The organism is Candidatus Palauibacter sp. (genome assembly GCF_965222475.1).
Lineage (GTDB): Bacteria > Gemmatimonadota > Gemmatimonadetes > Palauibacterales > Palauibacteraceae > Palauibacter.
In genome coordinates, this window is the sequence record NZ_CBDCUB010000008.1 from 61,139 (window position 1) to 79,612 (window position 18,474).

The 18,474-nt window shown below is 66.9% G+C and carries 12 protein-coding genes, 9 tRNA genes and 2 pseudogenes; 15 read left to right on the forward strand and 8 right to left on the reverse strand.

Annotation, left to right across the window (positions count from 1 at the left end; translation table 11 throughout):
* Window positions 1-26 precede the first annotated feature (26 nt).
* Genes ACOQPP_RS15620 through ACOQPP_RS15635 form a run of 4 tightly spaced genes read right to left on the reverse strand, consistent with a single transcriptional unit; the run spans window position 27 to window position 3,259 of the window.
* The gene (locus ACOQPP_RS15620) at window positions 27-1,259 is read right to left on the reverse strand and encodes an NAD(P)/FAD-dependent oxidoreductase (RefSeq protein WP_420636885.1); all 1,233 of its coding nucleotides are present in this window, start codon (window positions 1,257-1,259) and stop codon (window positions 27-29) included.
* A gap of 7 nt (window positions 1,260-1,266) precedes the next feature.
* Window positions 1,267-1,806: a YybH family protein gene (locus ACOQPP_RS15625; RefSeq protein ID WP_419167747.1), complete on the reverse strand. Its 540-nt coding sequence runs from the start codon at window positions 1,804-1,806 to the stop codon at window positions 1,267-1,269.
* Window positions 1,803-2,663 (reverse strand): alpha/beta hydrolase family protein, encoded by an 861-nt coding sequence (locus tag ACOQPP_RS15630; RefSeq protein WP_419167746.1) that lies wholly within the window; start codon window positions 2,661-2,663, stop codon window positions 1,803-1,805. The genes ACOQPP_RS15625 and ACOQPP_RS15630 overlap by 4 nt, the downstream gene beginning before the upstream one ends.
* Window positions 2,660-3,259 carry a cob(I)yrinic acid a,c-diamide adenosyltransferase gene (locus tag ACOQPP_RS15635; protein WP_419167745.1) on the reverse strand — a complete coding sequence of 200 codons (600 nt, stop codon included), beginning with the start codon at window positions 3,257-3,259 and terminating at the stop codon, window positions 2,660-2,662. Before ACOQPP_RS15635 ends, ACOQPP_RS15630 begins: the two co-directional genes overlap by 4 nt.
* A gap of 113 nt (window positions 3,260-3,372) precedes the next feature.
* Between ACOQPP_RS15635 and ggt the strand changes: the two genes are divergently transcribed.
* The 11 genes from ggt to ACOQPP_RS15690 all read left to right on the forward strand — a co-directional run bounded on the left by ggt (window position 3,373) and on the right by ACOQPP_RS15690 (window position 7,216).
* Window positions 3,373-5,148 carry a gamma-glutamyltransferase gene (gene ggt / locus ACOQPP_RS15640; RefSeq protein ID WP_420636886.1) on the forward strand — a complete coding sequence of 592 codons (1,776 nt, stop codon included), beginning with the start codon at window positions 3,373-3,375 and terminating at the stop codon, window positions 5,146-5,148.
* Window positions 5,149-5,753: 605 nt separating this feature from the next.
* Window positions 5,754-6,116, forward strand: a complete 363-nt coding sequence (locus ACOQPP_RS15645; protein ID WP_419167743.1) for a hypothetical protein — start codon at window positions 5,754-5,756, stop codon at window positions 6,114-6,116.
* Window positions 6,117-6,309: 193 nt separating this feature from the next.
* Window positions 6,310-6,383 (forward strand) — tRNA-Met (locus tag ACOQPP_RS15650).
* A gap of 75 nt (window positions 6,384-6,458) precedes the next feature.
* Window positions 6,459-6,531, forward strand: a tRNA-Asn gene (locus ACOQPP_RS15655).
* Window positions 6,532-6,559: 28 nt separating this feature from the next.
* Window positions 6,560-6,632: transfer RNA gene (locus ACOQPP_RS15660), tRNA-Phe, on the forward strand.
* Window positions 6,633-6,673: 41 nt separating this feature from the next.
* Window positions 6,674-6,746: transfer RNA gene (locus tag ACOQPP_RS15665), tRNA-Trp, on the forward strand.
* 2 nt (window positions 6,747-6,748) lie between these two features.
* Window positions 6,749-6,820 (forward strand) — tRNA-Thr (locus ACOQPP_RS15670).
* A 17-nt stretch (window positions 6,821-6,837) separates the two neighbouring features.
* Window positions 6,838-6,912 (forward strand) — tRNA-Arg (locus tag ACOQPP_RS15675).
* 27 nt (window positions 6,913-6,939) lie between these two features.
* Window positions 6,940-7,011: transfer RNA gene (locus ACOQPP_RS15680), tRNA-Glu, on the forward strand.
* Between the two features lie 48 nt (window positions 7,012-7,059).
* Window positions 7,060-7,132 (forward strand) — tRNA-Ala (locus tag ACOQPP_RS15685).
* 11 nt (window positions 7,133-7,143) lie between these two features.
* A tRNA-Lys gene (locus ACOQPP_RS15690) sits at window positions 7,144-7,216 on the forward strand.
* 406 nt (window positions 7,217-7,622) lie between these two features.
* Here ACOQPP_RS15690 and ACOQPP_RS15695 read toward each other — a convergent pair.
* Window positions 7,623-9,161, reverse strand: a complete 1,539-nt coding sequence (locus ACOQPP_RS15695; protein ID WP_420636887.1) for an IS1380 family transposase — start codon at window positions 9,159-9,161, stop codon at window positions 7,623-7,625.
* A gap of 207 nt (window positions 9,162-9,368) precedes the next feature.
* Here ACOQPP_RS15695 and ACOQPP_RS15700 point away from each other — a divergent pair, with 207 nt between their 5' ends.
* Window positions 9,369-9,491, forward strand: coding sequence for a hypothetical protein (locus ACOQPP_RS15700; RefSeq protein WP_419167741.1), 123 nt, complete (start codon window positions 9,369-9,371; stop codon window positions 9,489-9,491).
* 747 nt (window positions 9,492-10,238) lie between these two features.
* Here ACOQPP_RS15700 and ACOQPP_RS15705 read toward each other — a convergent pair.
* Window positions 10,239-11,135, reverse strand: coding sequence for an integrase core domain-containing protein (locus tag ACOQPP_RS15705; protein WP_420636888.1), 897 nt, complete (start codon window positions 11,133-11,135; stop codon window positions 10,239-10,241).
* Between the two features lie 2 nt (window positions 11,136-11,137).
* Entirely contained in the window at window positions 11,138-11,416 is a 279-nt protein-coding gene (locus tag ACOQPP_RS15710) for a transposase (RefSeq protein WP_420635576.1), read from the reverse strand.
* Between the two features lie 224 nt (window positions 11,417-11,640).
* On the opposite strand from ACOQPP_RS15710, the gene ACOQPP_RS15715 reads away from it, so the two are divergent.
* The 3 genes and pseudogenes from ACOQPP_RS15715 to ACOQPP_RS15725 all read left to right on the forward strand — a co-directional run.
* Window positions 11,641-12,561: a LysR substrate-binding domain-containing protein gene (locus tag ACOQPP_RS15715; RefSeq protein WP_420636889.1), complete on the forward strand. Its 921-nt coding sequence runs from the start codon at window positions 11,641-11,643 to the stop codon at window positions 12,559-12,561.
* A gap of 492 nt (window positions 12,562-13,053) precedes the next feature.
* Window positions 13,054-16,614: a leucine-rich repeat protein gene (locus tag ACOQPP_RS15720; RefSeq protein WP_420636890.1), complete on the forward strand. Its 3,561-nt coding sequence runs from the start codon at window positions 13,054-13,056 to the stop codon at window positions 16,612-16,614.
* A 103-nt stretch (window positions 16,615-16,717) separates the two neighbouring features.
* Window positions 16,718-17,272, forward strand: a pseudogene (locus ACOQPP_RS15725) (Ig-like domain-containing protein); the annotation flags it as partial.
* A gap of 621 nt (window positions 17,273-17,893) precedes the next feature.
* Here ACOQPP_RS15725 and ACOQPP_RS15730 read toward each other — a convergent pair.
* A pseudogene (locus tag ACOQPP_RS15730) lies at window positions 17,894-18,277 on the reverse strand (ABC transporter permease); the annotation flags it as partial.
* Between the last annotated feature and the right edge of the window lie 197 nt (window positions 18,278-18,474).

An 18,474-nucleotide genomic window follows, 5' to 3' on the forward strand; every position in this document is an offset into this window, starting at 1 on the left:
TCGCTTCTATCTGACAGTCAGCCCCTTCACCCGACCAGTTCCCCCGGACGGGCGCCGGGTTTCTCGAACTCCCTCAACAGATCCTCTACGGTCGGGCGCGCGCGCACCAGCGCCTTGCAGTCATCCATGGCGCCGGTCGCGTTGATGAGGATGGTCCCGGTCAGCCGGTTCCCGGTGACACAATAGACGATCGATCGGCCCGATCCCAACTCGCCCGAGACGATGGTGCGGTCCACGTCCGCGGTCTCCCCGAACACGTTGATGCTCAGGTCGAACACGTGCGTGAAGAAGTAGGAGAGGTGGTCGAACGGCTCGCCGGCTCCGGCCATGTTGCGGCCCGCGTGCCGGCCGTGGGCCCGGGCATGATCCCAGTGCTCGACGCGCGCGAGCCCTCCTGCCACCGGGTCCGGGAACCGCGCCACGTCACCCGCCGCGTAGATGTGCGCGGCCGTGGTCTCTCCGAACCCATCCACCACGATGCCGTCGTGAACCGCGAGGCCGGCCTCGGCCCCCAGTTCGTCGTTCGGCGTCATCCCGACCCCCATGATCGCGAGGTCGGCGGCGACCTCCTCGCCGCTGTCGAGCAGGACCCGGGACACCCGTCCCTCGCCCTCCAGAGCCGTCACGGCGGAGCCCAGCATGAAGCGGACGCCGCGTTCCTCGAAGTAGCGGCGGAGGAAGCTCGACACCGCCTCGGGGAACACGCGGTCCCAAACGCGTGGTGCGACTTCCACCACGACCGCGTCCACGTCGATCTTCGACAGCGTCGACGCGAGCTCCATTCCTATGAACCCGGCGCCGACGAGAACCACGCGCGTCGCGCAGCGGGCCGCCTCCCGCAGATACTCGGAGTCGGCGGCGGTGCGCAGGGTCGCCACGCCGGCCAAGTGGCTTCCCGGCACCTCGAGCCGCCGCGGCCTGCCCCCCGTCGCGATGAGGATGCGGCCGCCCTTCACCCGGCGGTCATCGGCCGTGCAGACGGTCATGGCACGCGCGTCCAGACGCGTCACGGGTCTGTCCGTGAAGAGCGAGAGCCCGTCCTGAGCGTCGAACCATCGGGCGGGCTTCACGTGCAGGAGGTCTCGCGGCGCGCCCTCCGCCTGGAAGAATTCCTTCGAGAGCGGGGGCCGGTGGTAGGGAGGGTCGGATTCATCGGTGAACATCGCGATCGAGCCGTCCGGGTCGAACTGGCGAATCCCGTCCACCGCCGAGACCGCCGCCAGTCCCCCACCCACGATGACGTAGTCGAACGTCCTCATCGAACGGTCAGTTCCCCGCGTCCTCGGCCGACTGGTCGTGCACGATCATCCAGGCGCCCTCCACGTTCAGCAGGACGAGCGTGAACGGTCCGGTCGAGGTGACCGTCCCGCCACGTTCAAGCACGTACCGCGCCGTGGCCACTCCAACCCGCGTGTCCACTTCACGCGCCTGCAGCGCCTCGAAGCGCAGACTGTCCCTCACCGCCCGTGCCTCGAAGTCGGGCGCATATCGCGCGCGGATCGCGTCATAGCCATCAATGAGTCCGCCGGATCCGAAGTAGGTGGTGGTCGGGGAGGGGGAATAGCCGCTCATGAACCCTTCGAGGTCCCCGCCGTTCCAGGCAGCGGCCTGTGCGTTCAGCAGCGACTCGACCTGGGTCGCGAAGTCGGGCTCGCTCGCCGAAGTCCCGCCGTTCCCGTCCACCCGCTCCAGGTGGCAGCCGCCTGTCGCCAGGCCCATGAACCCCATGAGCACGATGAGCACGCCCGCTCCGGGCGCCCGCCCCCCGACCGAGGGTCGCGTCCAATGCGGTTGATTGCGGATCATGTGTGTGAACCCTTCCAGCCGAAGACGCGCGTGAAGAGATCGACCGACGCTTCGACGGCCGCCTCGAGTTCCGGGGTCGGTCCAGCGAACGGATGTCCGGCCTGGAACGTGTGCGTGGCCCCTTCTACCCCGACCAGCCGCCCGAGGTCTCCCACCGCGTCCGCGATCAGCCGGGCCTCGTTGAAGGGCACGGACTCGTCCGCCGTCCCGTGCAACACCGTCACCGGAATCGTGAGGCTCGCAGCGCTGGCCAGCACGTCGAGCCGGTCCCGGTTGGCGCGTACGTCGTCGAGCACGTTCCGCTCCAGCGGCATGTCCTGCTTCGTGCGCGCATTGGGGATGATGACCGTCTCGCCGGCCTCCCACCGCTCCACGAAGCCTTCGTAGCGTGTAACCGACGAGATCGAGGCCCAGGTGACGAGGGCGCGGACCTGCGACCTGAGACCCGCCTTGAGGAGACAGGTCGCGCCTCCCCGGCTATGGCCCAGCAGGCCGAAGCGCGACGCGGGCGCAACCTCCAGGTTCCCGAGCCGTCCCGCCGCGAGCCCGTCGAGGATGGCCTCGAGGTCCCACAGTTCGCGGGAGAACGTGTTGTGGCTGAACGCCTCCAGGTCGTCGAAGTCCACTTCGCGCACGCCGGAGCCATCGAAGTTGAACGAGACGACGGCGACACCGGTCCGCCCCGCGAGTTGCTCGCACAGCCAGGGGAAGAACCCCCAGTCCTTGAACCCCTTGAAGCCGTGGCACACCACGAGCGCCGCGTCCTCGACCGGGGCATCGCTCGTCCAGTAGTCGCCGCGCAGGTCCGCTCCCGGCGGCGTGAGCCGGAATGAGCTTCGGTGTATGATTCGCGTCATGATCCTCCTCGTGAGGAATCGTCCCGCTGCCGCTGGGGCAGCCACAGCGTGTCCTCGCGTCCCGCTCGTCGGTTCGCGTGCCTGGCCAGCGTGAACAACAGGTCGGACAGACGGTTCAGATAGGGGAGGATGATCTCGCCGAGGTCCGGCTGGTCCTCGAGGAGAGCGACGACACCCCGCTCCGCGCGCCGACAGACGGTGCGCGCGACATGCAACTGCGCCGCGACCGGCGAGCCGCCGGGCCGAACGAACGCCTCGAGCGCGGGAAGCTCGTCGGTCAGCCTGTCGATCCACGCCTCCAGTGCTTCGATACGGTCAGAGGGGAGGACCGGGATGGACCCCACGCGAATCGACCGGGCCGGATTGGAGGCGGCGAGCCGGGCCCCGACCGTGAACAGGTCCTCCTGCACGACGCCGAGTGCGGCCGCCGAATCGTCGAGCGTTCCGTCCGCGTCGAGGGCGAGCGCGGCCCCGATCACGGCATTCAGTTCGTCGACCGTGCCGTACACGGCCACGCGCGGATCGTCCTTCCCTACCCGCGCGCCGCCCAGAAGGGTGGTGTCTCCTCCGTCGCCGCCTCTGGTGTATATCTTCAATCGAGTCCGATCGTCGGGGATCCGGTTGGCGAGCCCGCGTCCGGGGGCAACGGCCTCCGCGAAGCGAACCTTAACAGCCCGTGATGAGACCCCGCCACCAAAGGAGTCGTGACGTGAAGACTGACGAAACCGACCTCCGACCTGCAGACACTCAGTCACGAAGGGCCTTCCTCGCGACGGCGGCGGCCGGGGTGGGCGCCATCGCGGCGGGCTCGCTCGGCGCGTGCCGTCCGGGCGGGGAGGAGGCCGCACTTGCCTCGGGCACGAGGGCGCCAGGGGCCGGAGGCGGGATCGTCGTCGCGCGCGGCCCGATCGCCGTCGAGGCAGGGGTCGGCGCCCTGAGGAGCGGCGGCAACGCGATTGATGCGGCGATTGCCACGGCCTTCGCGCAATTCATCACGACCCCGTTTTCAGCGGGTGTGGGCGGATTCGGCTGCATGGTCGTGTACGACGCGAGCGCCCGGCGGGCCGTTTCCATCGATTTCCACGGGCGCGCGGGCGGCAAGGCCACGCCCGACATCTACCGGAGCGCGCTCGAGGGGCGGATCTACGGACACGCGGACCGCTGGAAGGTGCGCGGCGACATCAACCAGATCGGCTACCGGTCCGTCGTCACCCCCGGCACGATCGCCGGCCTGTGGGAGGCGTGGAGCCGGTTTGGGACCCGGCCGTGGGCCGAACTCGTCGAGCCGGCGATTCGGCTCGCGTACGACGGCTTCGACATCCCCCGCTCCCTGGCGGGCGGTTTCACGACCCGGACGGAGTCGTCCTCCGGCGTGGTTCCGTTCTTCACCAAGGTCCAGACGACCGAACCCTCCGCGCGCATCTTCCTCAACAACGGCGTTCCGTGGCGAGCCGGAGAACGGCTCGTGCAGCGGGACTACGCCCGTACGCTCGAACTCATCGCCGAGGGCGGCGCCGATGTCGTGTACCGGGGGGAGATCGCCGAGCGGATCGCGGCGGATTTCGAGCGGAACGGGGGCCTCATCACGCTGGCCGACCTCGAGGCGTACGCGCCCGACGTCTACGACCCGGTGCATGGCACGTACCGCGGGCATGACGTGTTCTCGAACGCGTTGCCGGGGAGCGGCGCCCAGGTGATCGAGATCCTGAACCTGCTCGAGGGATACGATGTTCCGGATATCGAGCACGGGCAGGCGGACCACGTCGAACTCCTCGGCCGCGCCCAGATCCTCTCCTTCATCGACCGGCGCCGGTACCACGGCGACCCGAAGTTCATCGATGACCCGACGGACATCCTCGTGTCGAAGGATCGCGCCGCCGAACTGAGAGGCTTCATCGACCGCCGCGAACTCCCCCCGGACATCGTGGAGGAGCCGCCGGAGGGCCCGGACACGACGCACCTCTCGACTGCGGACCGGGAAGGGAACTGCGTGGCGCTCACGCACACGCTGGGATCCGCTTCGGGGGTCGTCACCGAAGGCCTCGGCTTCACCTGGAACAACTGCATGTTCCAGTTCAACCCGGTCGCGGGACGGCCGAACAGCATCGAACCCGGAAAGGCGCGCATCACGGGGATCTCGCCCGCGATCGTGCTCCGCGATGGCCAGCCGATCCTGGTCACGGGCGCGGCGGGCGGCACACGGATCCTGGGCGCCGTCCAGCACACGATCAGCAATACGGTCGACTTCGGCATGTCGGCGCTCGAAGCCGTGTCCGTCCCGCGCTGGCACTGGGAGGATCACCTGCTGGAGATGGAGCCGCAGCTCTATCACCACCTCAAGGACGAACTCGAAGGGCGGGGTCTCGACGTCGCCAACGACGCGTTTGTCGCGCAGCTCCACGCGGTCGGAATCGACCCGGATACCGGGCGGTTGTCGGGCGGCGCGGACCCGCGCGGGTGGGGGGGAGGATCGGCCACGGTCTAGTAGCCGAGTGCGCTGACCGTCACAACTTCCGTGACCACGACGCAATCTACAGAGGGAATCGGCCGTTGCTGGCATGGCAAGTCGACGGGTCCGCTATCGGGTGCTTACCGTGCGGTAAGGCTCCGGGATTGCCCTATAGGAACTCTTTTCCTGGCTTCGGCGTATCGTTCTGTGCTAGGTTGAGCCGTGGCGGCAAGTTTGCCGTAGCCGATCCGAGGAAAGGGAGTTGGGCCGTGTTGCAAACTAGGAGGATCATTCTCACAGGCGTGGAGAAGAGCGTGCGTGGGCGGCACGCCGTCGCCCTCCGCGAGCTTCTTACACCCCGTTTTCTAACGAACCATACGACGTTCTCCAGTTTGGACGACATGATCGCTAGAAGCCCGGGCGGCGTCACGAGCGATGAGGCGTTCATCGCCCTCCCCGCCCCGGTGAGAGACGGCTTCATTGCCCGCAATTCCACCTTCCCTACCTGGGACGCATTGGTAAACCTTGCAGTCCGAGAGTATGCGAACCACAGCAAGACGATGGTGCCCTAATCCGCCATGGAGATGAGCACATGGCTCATTGCCCTATTCCTCTTGCTCGCTATCGCTCGCGCTCTCGGCATGAGAGTTACCATCCGCTTCGATGTAAACCAGTGGCTCCGTGACCGCCGCCGGTATCGCCGTGCCTCCAAGGAATTGCCGACCTTCCCGGACGGGACCGTGGTCTTCAGTTTTTCTGGAAACCGTCCCGGGGAGGAAGTATTCCACTTCAGCGACGGTCAGATCATCGGTGTCATTACGCTCCCCAACGGATACCGCAGCTTCATCGTAGATGGGAGACAGGTCTGGAAGAAGAAGAACCCCGAGTATGCACCCTACATCGAGGCAGTCGAAGAAATGCTCGAAACGGAAGATCCAGGTCAACCTCGTTCTCTGCCCAAGTCCCCGCCGGAAGAATCGGTCGACGAACCAGCAGGCGAATAGTCACGGGAATGGCTGTATGGCCAAGTCGCCAAAGCACCCCTGAAAGCGCAACTTGGTCTGCAAGCGCCTATCGACGATTTGCGGCCTCCCTGCGGCATAATTCTTCTACCACGCGCCAAGCACACGAAGCTCAGCCATCGGCGGTTTTCGAGGTTGACACGTGACCCCCGCCTTCTTATCCTCCGGGTCGCGTTGCGGGGTGGAGCAGTCTGGTAGCTCGTCGGGCTCATAACCCGAAGGTCGCAGGTTCGAATCCTGCCCCCGCTATCACTCGCCTCGCCTCGCCAAGTTGCGGGGCGAGGCGTTTTGCTCTCCGACCCATGGCGCGGAAGAGGGGTACAATCCGGGGTAGCTCAGTGGCCAGAGCGGGTGGCTGTTAACCACTAGGTCGTGGGTTCGAATCCCACCCCCGGAGTAGCAGCGCGTGGCCACGCGCTGCCAAGGGCTGGGTAGCTCAGGCGGTAGAGCACGGCGCTGAAAACGCCGGTGTCGGCGGTTCGACTCCGCCCCCAGCCATTGCCGCGAGCCGCCGATGGCCGGTTCGCGGGAAGCGGCGGAGGGGCGTAGCTCAATTGGTAGAGCACCGGTCTCCAAAACCGGCGGTTGGGGGTTCGAGTCCCTCCGCCCCTGTCGCTCGCGTAGCTCAGGGGTAGAGCGCATCCTTGGTAAGGATGAGGTCGCGGGTTCAAATCCCGCCGCGAGCTTGGAGGTTGCGGAACGGGCGCCCGTAGCTCAGTTGGATCAGAGCACCGGCCTTCTAAGCCGGGGGTCCCAGGTTCGAGTCCTGGCGGGCGCGTGGCAGACAGGGACGACTTCGGGATGAGCCCCCATCGTCCAACGGCCAGGACACCACTCTTTCAAGGTGGAGATAGGGGTTCGATTCCCCTTGGGGGTATGGAGGAGGGACCGGACGGGAGCGCCGACAGCCCGTCCTCGGAAGCACGGGGCCGTAGCTCAGCTGGGAGAGCGCTGCAATGGCATTGCAGAGGTCAGGGGTTCGAATCCCCTCGGCTCCATTGTGACATGCGCGCCGTTAGCTCAATTGGCAGAGCAACTGACTCTTAATCAGTAGGTTCGGGGTTCGACTCCCTGACGGCGCATCTTGATTAACTGAAGTGAGAACATGACGTTACCAAGTCGAGTCTGACAAGCAGATTTGAGCTTTCGTTTGCTGTGGCGTCCACATGGCGTCCAAACGGACCACATTCGCAGCCGTAGCGAAGGGCTCCGCCGTTCTTCCCCGGTATCTCCCGCCTCCCCCGCAAGCCGGCCACGCTAGCCCTAAAACAAGCGAGTAGCGCTGGCGAGGCGTCATTATGACGTTGGGCTGCGGATTATGGGCCGAAGAGTGTGCCGGGAAGCCGGTTTTGGGTGGCGCCGGGGCGGGGATGCGGGGTTTTTCGCTCGTCGGCCGGGGCTTTGGGGGGCGTGATTCGGCGCCGGGAGACACCGGTCCCGGCGGATTCGGGTGGAGGCGTGGGACGAGCGGGAGAACCGGGGGCGGCGTCAGCTGAAGCCGGTCTGGAACGCGGTCCTCTCGATGGTGCGCCAGACGCTGAACAGCCGGTCTGTGGTGGGCCGCCAGCCGATGATCCGGAGCGTGGTCCGGCGGGCCCGGCGGATGACCTGGCAGGGCACGAGGATCATCTCGCGGACGAAGCGCCTGAACTCCATGGCGACGTACTTCCGGCGGTCGGCCTTCAGGTGCATCATCATGGCCAGGAAGCTCTTCAGGTTCCACGCCAGCGCCGCCATCACCATGTAGGCCCAGTTGCTCACCAGGTCGTAGACCGGCACCCGCAGCGCGTTCACCCCGTTCTTGAGCTGCTCGATCACGTTCTCCCGGTCGCAGCGGGCGTTGGCCAGCCGGACGACCTCCGCCGCGCCCAGGTCCCTCCGGGTGGTGATGTGGAAGAAGTAGCGGATCTCGTCGACCAGGGCGAGCTCGCCCTTCATCTTGCCGGTGTTCTTGCGCACGACCACCATCCGGTACGTCCCGCGGCACTTGGCCGGCCGGTAGTCGTACTCGGCCACGTCCTCGAAGTTGAGCCGCTTGTTCACGTAGCCGCGCTCGCGCACGATCCGTCCCTTCACGTCCTCCCGCTTGCTCCGCGTCGCCCCCGTCGGCGACACATGGCGCGGCTCGCGCTCCAGGCGCGTCCACGCGTCCGCCTCCAGCGCCTCGGCGCGCGCCACGATCGCCGGCTGGGCGTCGTAGCCGAAGATGAAGTCCGCCTTCTCGCTCCAGCGGTCGAAGTTCACCGTCAGAGAGAAGTCGGTGTCCCCGCGCACGCACACCCGCTCGGCATACGGGGCCACGAGGCCGATGGCCCGGTCGATCCACTCCGCCGCGCCGGAGTGGCTCACGGCGTTGCCCGGCCGGTTCACCACGTAGAGCACCTCGTCCGTGTTGGCCAGCGACACGACCAGCGGGTGGTAGCCCCACACCCCCTTGTAGGACTGGTCCATGCCCGCCTTCTTCTTCCCCAGCGTGGGCGCCGGCGTCCCGTCCACATCGATATAGGCCACCGGCCCCGGCAGATCCCGGCCCCGGCCCCGCCACAGCCGCGGCCTGACCGCGTTGACGCACTCCATGAGTTCGATCACGCCGGACTCGGAGAAGCGCCGCGTGAAGTCGCCCGCCGCCGTCGGACTCGGGATCAGCTCCGCGCCCAAGGCGTCCATGTACGCCGCGTCGTGGCGCAGGCCGTTCAGATCCTCCAGCCGCGCGCCCCCGCACAGCAGGTTGTAGGCGATGTCCGGCACGTGGTCCGACTCGTGGTACGGCAGGTGCCGCTGCAGAAGCTCCAGGTGCCGGTCGATCTCCCGCGCCAGCCCCAGCTTCGCCACCAGCCGCCGCACGGCGCCGATGCCCCCGAAGCTCATCGCGCTCGTCCGCGCCCCGATCTCGTAGTGGACCGCGCCCGCCGAGAACACGGGCTTCGCCCGCGCCCGCCGGCGTCCCGCCTTACAGTGCCGCGCCCGAACCTTCCGCTTCCGCCGGGCACTGTTCTTCCTGCTCTTGCGATGCGATATTCTCTTCACCGGAAAGGCCTCCTGGTTGGGACCGGGCGTCCGCGCCCGAATCCTCTATCTACAATCAGGATAGGCCTTTCCGGTACTCTTTAACAGGGGTCCGCGACGAATCACGCTTGTCTTGGGGCTAGCCCCGGCGCGGGAGTTACCCGGGCCGGGGCGGGCCCGCCGACGGCACCACGCACTAACGCCCCGCCGAATCCGAACTCTCCATCCATGAGGGAACATCGCGATCTGATCCACAAGATCGGCGTCACCAGCGGCAACGTCGAGGAGCGCATCGCGGGCGCGCGGCTCCAACCGAGTCGGTTGCCCGGCTGCGACGAACCCCGATCGTGACGGGGGGCGTAGGGGTTCGCGCTGAGTTGCCTGTCGGAAGGCTGGGCGTAGGACGCTCCTGCATCCTCGCTGTCGTTGCCGCATACGGTTGGACACGCGGTTTCTGGCTGAAGCTGGCCGCTACCCAGAACGGCTAGCCCATCGTCCACTGTACCCCGATGATTATGAAGTATTTAAGGATTGGTCGATGGTGTCGTAGCCACCATTATTTCCGCCGTCACGAAGCGGATTCTCTTGACTCTCCCTAGCCGTGAACGGACGTAACCGTGCGGTCGAGCCGTGTTGCTGGACCCGTGGGCCGGTTCAAGCGGCGGCGGGCGGTGGTTGGTTACACTGGACCACAGTGAGAGGCGGGCGGGGGACGTGGGCGTGCGTTTGTGAGACGCGGGCAAGGCTTCAAGGATGGCAGGGAAGACATGCGGTTGTTCGGGCGGGCGGTGCTGGAGGGCCGGGTTGGCGCGGGCCGCTCCCTACTACTCGGGGCCGCGGCCGGGAAGCCGCGGTTGAGGGCGTCGGGACGCAGCGGCGGCCGGCTGCGCGCGGGCGCCTTCGACACCCTGACGTCTACACCGTGAAGGCGCCCTCGATGTGTCCTTTGGGCAGGAGACAGCACCCCGATGCGGGTATGGGACGCACCCGGAATCGATCGTGCCGTACCCGAAATGAACTTGTGCCTAGAGCTAGAATAGCAAATACTGAAGTGACCCCCAAAAGTTGGACACCCGACCTCCGGGTTTATTGTGCTGCTCAGCCCTCGCGGTAGAAGTCCTCGATGATGGTCATGGGTGGCCGGTCTCCAAGGGAGGAGTGACGGCGCACCCGATTGTAGTAGTTGATCCGATCCCGCACGACGGCCGCGAGCTCCTCGAGCGAGCCGGCGTCGAGGATCAGCGACCGGTTCTCCACCTTGAACCGTCCGAAGAAGCTCTCCATCTCCGGGTTGTCCCTCGGTCCGCGGAGTGCGTAGGAGAGCCGCGCACCCGCCGCCAGCAGCCGGCCGGTCCATGCGTAGCCGGTGAACACGGGGTCCCGGTCCTGGTGGACGATGATCCCGTCCAGCGAGTTCCGGAGGCGGGCCAGGGCCCGCTCCGCCGCCGTCCAGGCCGAGAGCGCCAGATCGGAGTTGGCCGACGCTCCAACGGCGAAGCCCGGCACGTACTTCGCCCGGTGATCGAGGATGGGGATCAGCCACGCCTTCCGGGTCCCGCCGGCGTAGAGGAGTTCGGTGAAGTCCGTGTAGAAGACCTCCAGCGCTCCGATCTCCGCCTTCGGCCGTCCCGACAACAGGTTGGCGCGCGGACCCGCCGCGTCGATGGCCCGCCGGACCGCGCTCGGCTTCGGCCGCGTGACCGTGCGCCTCAAGGACAGATCCCACAGCCGGTGCAGCCGCGCCACGACCTTCCGGTTCACCCGGTATCCGTATGTCTCCCGGAGTTCGGCGGTGGTCCGCCGGTACCCATACTCCGGGTGCGCCTCGGCGATCGCCTTGAGCGGCGCCTCCAGGTGCGCGTACTTCCGTGCGTAGGCGACCCTCGTCCGCGTGTGGTGGTACCACGTCGAGCGCGCCAACCCCACCGCCCGCAGCGATGGCGCCAGGCCGTACGCCTCGCGCGTGCCGGAGACGAGCGCCACCTTCTCAGCCACGCTCAGCCGCTCCGGCCCAAGAAATTTTTTAGCAGCGCGATCTCGACCTCCTTCTTGCCCAACAGCTGCTCCAGATCCCGGATCCGGCGCTCGTACTCCTTCACCGTCGTCTCCTCGGCGAAGACCTCCGGCGCCCGGTCCACGAACCGCCGCCTCCAGAGCTGTACCGAGTTCGGGTGCACCCCATACGCCTTGGCCACCTGCCCAGGCGTCTTCTCGCCCCCCAAGACCTCCAGCACCACCTGCGCCTTCAGCTTGGGCGTGTACCGCCGCCGTGCCATGACAACCTCCCTCCGGTCTGCCAGGTTCTACCCTGAGCAGCACCACGCCCGGAGGTCAATCGTCACAATGGTGGGGTGTCCAGGATCTGGGGGTCATATCCTACCTTGAAGTCTTCGGACTACCCGTTCAAGATGTCTTGAGTGGGTTGAACAAGTTCCCGCGTGGTTGGGCCCGCGAGTGCTGGCAGAGAGGAGTTGTCTGAGCGGGAGCCGGGATCGGCATTATGGATGAGGCGGCAGGCAGGCCGCCGCTCGAGGTGTTTCGTTTCTTCGACGTGGCCGGGCGGCACCAGAGTTTCGCCAAGGCGGCACGCGAACTCGGCATGACGTCCGGCGCCGTCGCCCATCGTGTCAGGACGCTCGAGCAATACCTCGGGGAGCAGCTGTTCGAACGCCAACCGCAAGGGGTCGCCCTGAGCAGGCGCGGGCAGGCGTTCCTCGTGGAGGTCCAGCACACCCTCTCCGCCCTCGACAACGCCACCGAGCGCTTTCGTGCCGGCGCGAACGCCGGGGCGCTGAAGCTCGTCGCAGTGGAGGCCTTCGCCGAACTGTGGCTGATGCCGCGGCTCGCCGCGTTCCGACGCGCACACCCCGAGATCGTCATCGAGTTCGAGACCGATCACCATGAGGTCGATCCCGCACGGCGCGCGTTCGACGTCTGGATCGCATTCGTCGCCGGGGTCCCGCGCACCGTGCAGAGCGAGGTGCTGTTCGAGGAGACACTCGTCCCGGTGTGCAGCCCGGGCTTGCTTGCATCGAAGGGGCGGCCCGTACACCCGGCCGATCTGCATGGATGGCCGCTGCTCTACGACCTGGCCTGGGAGGACTACTGGGCGCACTGGCTGGCCTGCAGGGAGGCCGGCGCGCCGGACATGTCCCGGGCGTCGGGATACCGTCTGTACTCGATGATGGTCCAGGCGGCGCTCGAGGGCATGGGCGTCGCGCTCGGTCACTCCCTGCTGATCGCGCCCTATCTCGAGCGCGGAACGCTGGTGACGCTGTTCGAGCCGCCCATCGCGGCCCCGGCGCGCTACTTCCTCGCCATCGCTCCCGGCTCCGGGGAGAAGCCCGAGGCGCGGGCGTTCCTGGACTGGCTCCGGGCCGAGGCGCGGAAGGGCGCTGCGGCCGGGCAGCCCGCGGCGTAGCCCGCCGCGCGAGGCCAGGGCTACGGCTGAGGGCGTCGGGCCACAGCGACGGCCAACTGCACGCTGGCGCCTTCGACACCCCGACCCGTCGCCCCCCTGAAGGCGCCCTCGATGTGTCCTTCCGGCAGGAGACCGCGTTCCGATGCGGGCATGGGACGCGCCCCCCGAATCGATCGCGCCGTACCCCGAAATGAATTGCTCCTAGAGCTAGAAACATACCCATCTGGCAGTCCTCGCCCCCATCCGTTCATTCATAGTCACGTAAATCCATCCCGCAAGACTCTTGACTCGTGATAAGTACAGCTGTCGAGAGCAAAGAGCACAGGAGCAACGATGACGAGCGACGGAGACACGACGGGAGGAAGTGCGAGCATGTTGGAAGCTACGGCTAATGCTAATGCGGCTGACCGCACCGGTGGTCTGATCGATACGGGGGCGGTCTCGACCGGTGAACTGACGCGCCATGGCACCAGGAGAGCTTCTCGACGCCGAATGAGACGTGCCGGCCTGCACGTCGGCTGGATCGGCGCGCTCCTGGCGGTCGCTGCCTGCGGCGACGCCGCCGGGCCTGAGCCCGAACCCAACCGGCCTCCCCGCGCCGTCGGCAGCATCTCCGACCTGATCCTCCCCGCCGGGGAGACAGCGACGGTCGACATGGGCGAGCACTTCAGCGACCCCGAGCAGGGTGCTCTTCGGTACCAGGTCGCCACCGCCAACGAGACAATCGTTTCAGTTTCCGCGCAGGGCAGCGTCGTCACGATGACGGCGATCTCGGCAGGGACCGCCACCATCATCGTGACGGCCACCGACCCGGAAGGCCTCGCGGCCCAACAGTCGTTCAGGGTGGCGGTCCCTGAACCGCCCGTGGTCGAGCTTGCGGCTGAGGTTCCGGCGGTGCCCGAGGGTGGCACTGCTGTTGTGCAACTCGTGCTCTCGGCACCTCCGCCGACCCCGATCAGCGTGGCGTACACGGTCGGCGTTGACAGCGATCCGGCCACGGACGATGCGAGTCCCGCGGATTTCGAGAGTGCGGCAAGTGGTACGGTCGAGATCCAGGCCGGGACGGGCGAGGCCTCGATCGAGATTCGCGTTGCCGATGATGGCGACATCGAACCAACCCGGGAGGTCTTCACGTTGACCCTCGACGTGCCCGCGTCCGGTGCCGGGTACGAGCTTGGCTCGCTGACGCGGGGCGTCCTCGAGATCGCGGAGGGGGTGTGCGACCGCACGCCGGCGGTGGCGGGCGCGATCGTACGGGAGGCGGGCGCAGACGGGTGCGCCGCGGTCCACGACTCCCATCTGGAGGAGATCTTGATCCTGGCCTTTGGGCTGGGCCAATCGGTCGAGTCCTGGCTGGCCACTCTCGATGAACCAGACATTCCCGACTGCGTACCGGGAGACCATTACTATTTCTCCAGTGATGTTGACCGCACCCGCGAATCCGGCGAGTCACCCGAGTGCGTAGTCGGCCCCTCGAGGCCCGCGAGAACCGAACCGGCCGCCGATGCGAAATCGGCCCGCAGAGCCGGCATCTTGTCTCTGAAGAGTCGCGACTTCGCCGGTCTGAGCCGGTTGAACTTCTTGATTTTCGCCAACTTGGAACTGACGGAATTACCGCCGGGAGTGTTTGCCGGCCTCACGAGCCTCGAACAGCTGTTCCTGTTTGAGACCCAGATCTCGCACCTGCCTCCGGCACTCTTCTCGGATCTGGGCAGGTTGATCAGGCTGGTGATGAACGGGAACCGCTTGGAGGCGTTGCCTGAGGACGTGTTCTCGGGCGTGTCGGGTCTGAAGGAACTCTCCATCGACGACAACGAGATCGGCGAGTTGGCCGGCATCTCGTCTCTCTCGGAGCTAAGAACGTTGTCGTTGAACCGCAACCGCCTCACGGAACTGCCGGCCGGAGCTGCCGGGCTTTCCAGCCTCGAGGTTCTGCTGGCCAACGGTAACCGTCTGACACGCCTGCCCTCCGAGACGCCCCCAAGCCTTAAGCGACTTGAGCTCGGCTTGAACGAACTGGCCGAACTTCCGGTGGGATGGCTCCAGGGTGCCCCGGGTCTGGTGCATCTGAACCTGAACGACAACCAGCTGCGTGAGCTGCCCCCTGGCGCGTTCTCGGATCTCGGCAGCCTGGACAGACTGAGGGTGGGGGGCAACGAGTTGACGGCGTTGCCGGCGGACGCTTTCTCCGGGCTTTCCAAGCTGGCGTGGCTGTCGCTGGAAAGGAACCCTTTCGGCGAACTGCCCGGCGATGCCTTCGCCGACCTGGCCGGGCTTGAGAGGTTGTGGCTCTGGGGAAACAAGCTGCGTGCGTTGCCGGCCGGCCTCTTCACGGCACTCCAGGAGCTGGAATTCCTGGCTCTGGCCGAGAACGAGATGACCGATCTGTCGGCCGGGACGTTCGCGGGACTCTCGAGCCTGAGAACACTTTTTCTCGTGAAGAACCAGCTTGCGGATCTCCCGCCGGACCTGTTCGCGGGGCTGTCGAGTCTCGAGAGGCTCTACCTGGGCGATAATCAACTGAGCGAGCTGCCGGCGGGCCTGTTCTCGGGGCTCACTCAGCTCGAACGGCTGTCGCTCGTGGACAATCCGGGGGCTCCGTTCGAGTTCGCGGTCGAGGTCGAACGCGCCGACAACGACGACCTGCTTGCGCCGGGTCCCGGCGCCGTGACCGCCCGGATGGCGCACGGCGCGCCGTTTGCCATGCGCATTCCGCTCTCCGCATATGCCGGCCGACTTGCCGGGGAGGCGGTGGTGATCGGGGCCGGCGAGGAAACAGGCTCCGAAGTCGCCGTAACCCGTGACGAGGGAAGCGGGACGGGCGTGCAGGTGAGCGCGGGGCCGGCTCCCACGAATCCCTACGGTTTCACGGGATTCGAGATCGTCCTCAGCGACCCGCTCGTTCTGTTCGGAGAACTCGCCAACCGCGCTCCGTTTGCCTTGCGCGAGATCCCGTGGCAACGGCTGCGGAAGGGGGCGGAAGGACCGACGTTCGCGGCCGCTTCCTTCTTCAGGGATCCGGACGGCGACGAACTCGCGTACGAGGTGGCGGCCGACAATCCAGTCGTGGCGTCCGTCACTATCATGGGGAGCCGGATCAGGGTGGCGCCGGAAGGGGGGGGGACCACCTCGGTCCTGGTGACGGCAAGCGACCCCGCCGGTCTCAGTACCAGTTTGCCGTTTGTGGTGCATGTCCGGGACCCCATACCCGGGTCCTACGACATCGATGTCGTCTTCGCCGACCCGATCTCGGAGCCACAGCGGGCGGTGGTTCACGAGGCGGTGAACTGGTGGATGACGATCCTGGCGGCCGTGGAACTGCCGGACATGCCGACGCGCGAAGTCGGCCGGCTGGGCTGTGGCGACGTATTTTCCGACCTGAATATCGGCACCATAGACGATCTCATCGTCGTGGTGTCTCTGCGGGAGATCGATGGCCCGGGCGGCGTCCTGGCGGGCGCGCAGCCCTGTGGCGTCCGGGCGGAGTCCATGCTTCCGTTCCTCGGCGTGGTCCAGGTCGATGCGGACGATCTCGACTTGTTGAACGCGGACGACCAGCGCGAACTGATCCTCCATGAGGTGGGCCACGTCCTCGGCATCGGATCCCTCTGGGAGCGTTTCGGGCTCCTGCAGAACCCATCTCTGGGGGGGCGTGGCCAGCAGGATACGCACTTCTCGGGACCCTTGGCGATCGCCGCTTTCGACGACGCGGGCGGCGCTGGCTACACGGAGGGCGAAAAGGTGCCGGTGGAAAACCGGGCGGGCCCCGGCTCCGGCGACGTGCATTGGCGGCAATCGGTGCTGCGGACGGAGTTGATGACGCCCTTCGCGTCGATCGGACGCCCCGACCCGCTGAGCGCCATTACGATCCAGTCCCTCGCCGACTTGGGTTACGTCGTCAACGTCAAGCTGGCCGAACCCTACACGCTTTCGTCCGCGGCCGCTGCGGCTGCGGACGAACTCGAGCTGCTCCATCTCGGCGCTGATGTGCTCAACAATCCGATCGTAGTGCTCGACCGGAACGGACGCGTGACCAACGTAATCGGAGGCTGAACTCATGATTCTCGCGATGCTGCCGGAGCGAAGGGTTTCCCGGACCGGGCTGGCGATGTTTACCGCCGCCTGGGTCCTCGGGTGTGGCGACTCAATGACGATGATGGACGAACCGACCCCCGCTCCCAACCGTCCACCTGCGGCCGTGGGAACCATCCCGGCCTCAACCCTGGCCATCGGAGAGTCCGCAAGTCTGAACGTCTCCACCTATTTCCAGGATCCGGACGGAGACCCGCTGACCTATCGGGCGGAATCGACCGATCCTTCGCGAGTAAGCGCCGACATCTCGGGGACCGACCTGACGATCACGGGGATCGCGAGCGGGACGGCGACCGTCACGGTGACCGCGACCGATCCGGGCGGCCTCATCGCCGCGCAGAACAGCCGCGTCACCGTACTGGCGGAGAACCGGCCCCCAGTGGCCGTCGGGGTCGTCCCGCGGCAGGACATGAGCCCGGGAACGTCGCGCAACGTGGAGGTGTCCTCCTACTTCTCGGACCCCGACGGAGATGTGCTCAGCTATGAGGCGACGTCGAGCAACACCGCCGTGGTGACGGCCGGCGTGTCCGGCAGCGTCGTGACGATCAACGCGGTCGCGGACGGGACGGCGACCGTGTCGGTGTCGGCGGCCGACTCCACCGGTCTCTCGGCGACGCAGGGCATCGAGGTCGTGGTCGGAGAGGAGTCGGGCAGCTTCCGGGACGATTTCGAGTCCGCCGAACTCGCGGGATGGGACCTCACGACCGCCGGCACGGCCCTGTCCGAGGGTGTCCTGCAGCTCGCGAACGCCTCGTCCCGATTGCCCGGCCAAGCCGACCGCCCGCTCGAGGTGGACCTGCTCGATTGGGAGGTACGCGCCAGCGTGGGGCGCCTCCACGACGATGTCGGGGCGCGCGTGGTCGCCTATACGGGGTCCGCGCGGTTCCCGGCTTTCGCAATCGAAATCGGGTCCGGCATCGAAGTGCAAGGGCAGGACACCAACGTCCGGATCCTGGTTCAATCTGTCGGTGGACAGTGGCAGTTCATCAACGCCGGGTACTATGACGCGGTCAGTGACAGTGCCGGAGCCTTCACGGAGATCAGCATTTCCATGCAGGGGACGATGTTCGGTGTGAGCGCCGGCGGCACTACCGTCCACATGGAGAATCTGGTGGGGGCTCCGATCAGCATCAGGACACTGACGGGCCTCGGCGTCTGGGCTGTACCGTTCGGGGATGCGACGGAGCGTACCGCATTGTTCGACTGGGTCGAAGTGAACGGTGAGACGGCCTCGGCTTCCCTAGCCCCCGCCACCGCGCCTGCGGCGCAGCCAGGCGACGGTCAGGAGGAGCGCGAGCGCGAAGACGATCAGGAAGGTGGCCACGGCGAGGATCGCGGGGCTGACCTGCTCGCGGATCACGGACCACATGTGGCAGGGGATCGTGCGCTGTTCGACGACGCCCATGAAGAGTACGACGACCACCTCATCGAAGGTGGCGAAGGCGAACAGCGCCCCGGAGATGACCCCTGGCGCGATGAGAGGTAGCTGCACCGTGCGAAAGATGTGGACGGGTCCCACCCCGAGGCTCGCGGCCGCGCGCGATCAGGTTGTGGTCGAAGCCCGGCAGGGTGGCGCGACGACGGTGATGACGACGAAGGGCATGCCCAGCGTCGCGTGCGCGAGGGTCTACCCGAGGTGGGACTGGCCAGCCTGAGGTTCGTGTAGAAAACGCCGGGCCGGCATGGCGGGGCTCGGGGGGGTCGAAGGAGGTGGAGCATCCCCTCGCCGGAGCACGATGTTCTCATCGCGTAGGCCCGCTCGCACGGGTTGTCCGTTCTCCAGTCCATCGCGACGGCCCATTCCTGCACCGCCCGGACGCG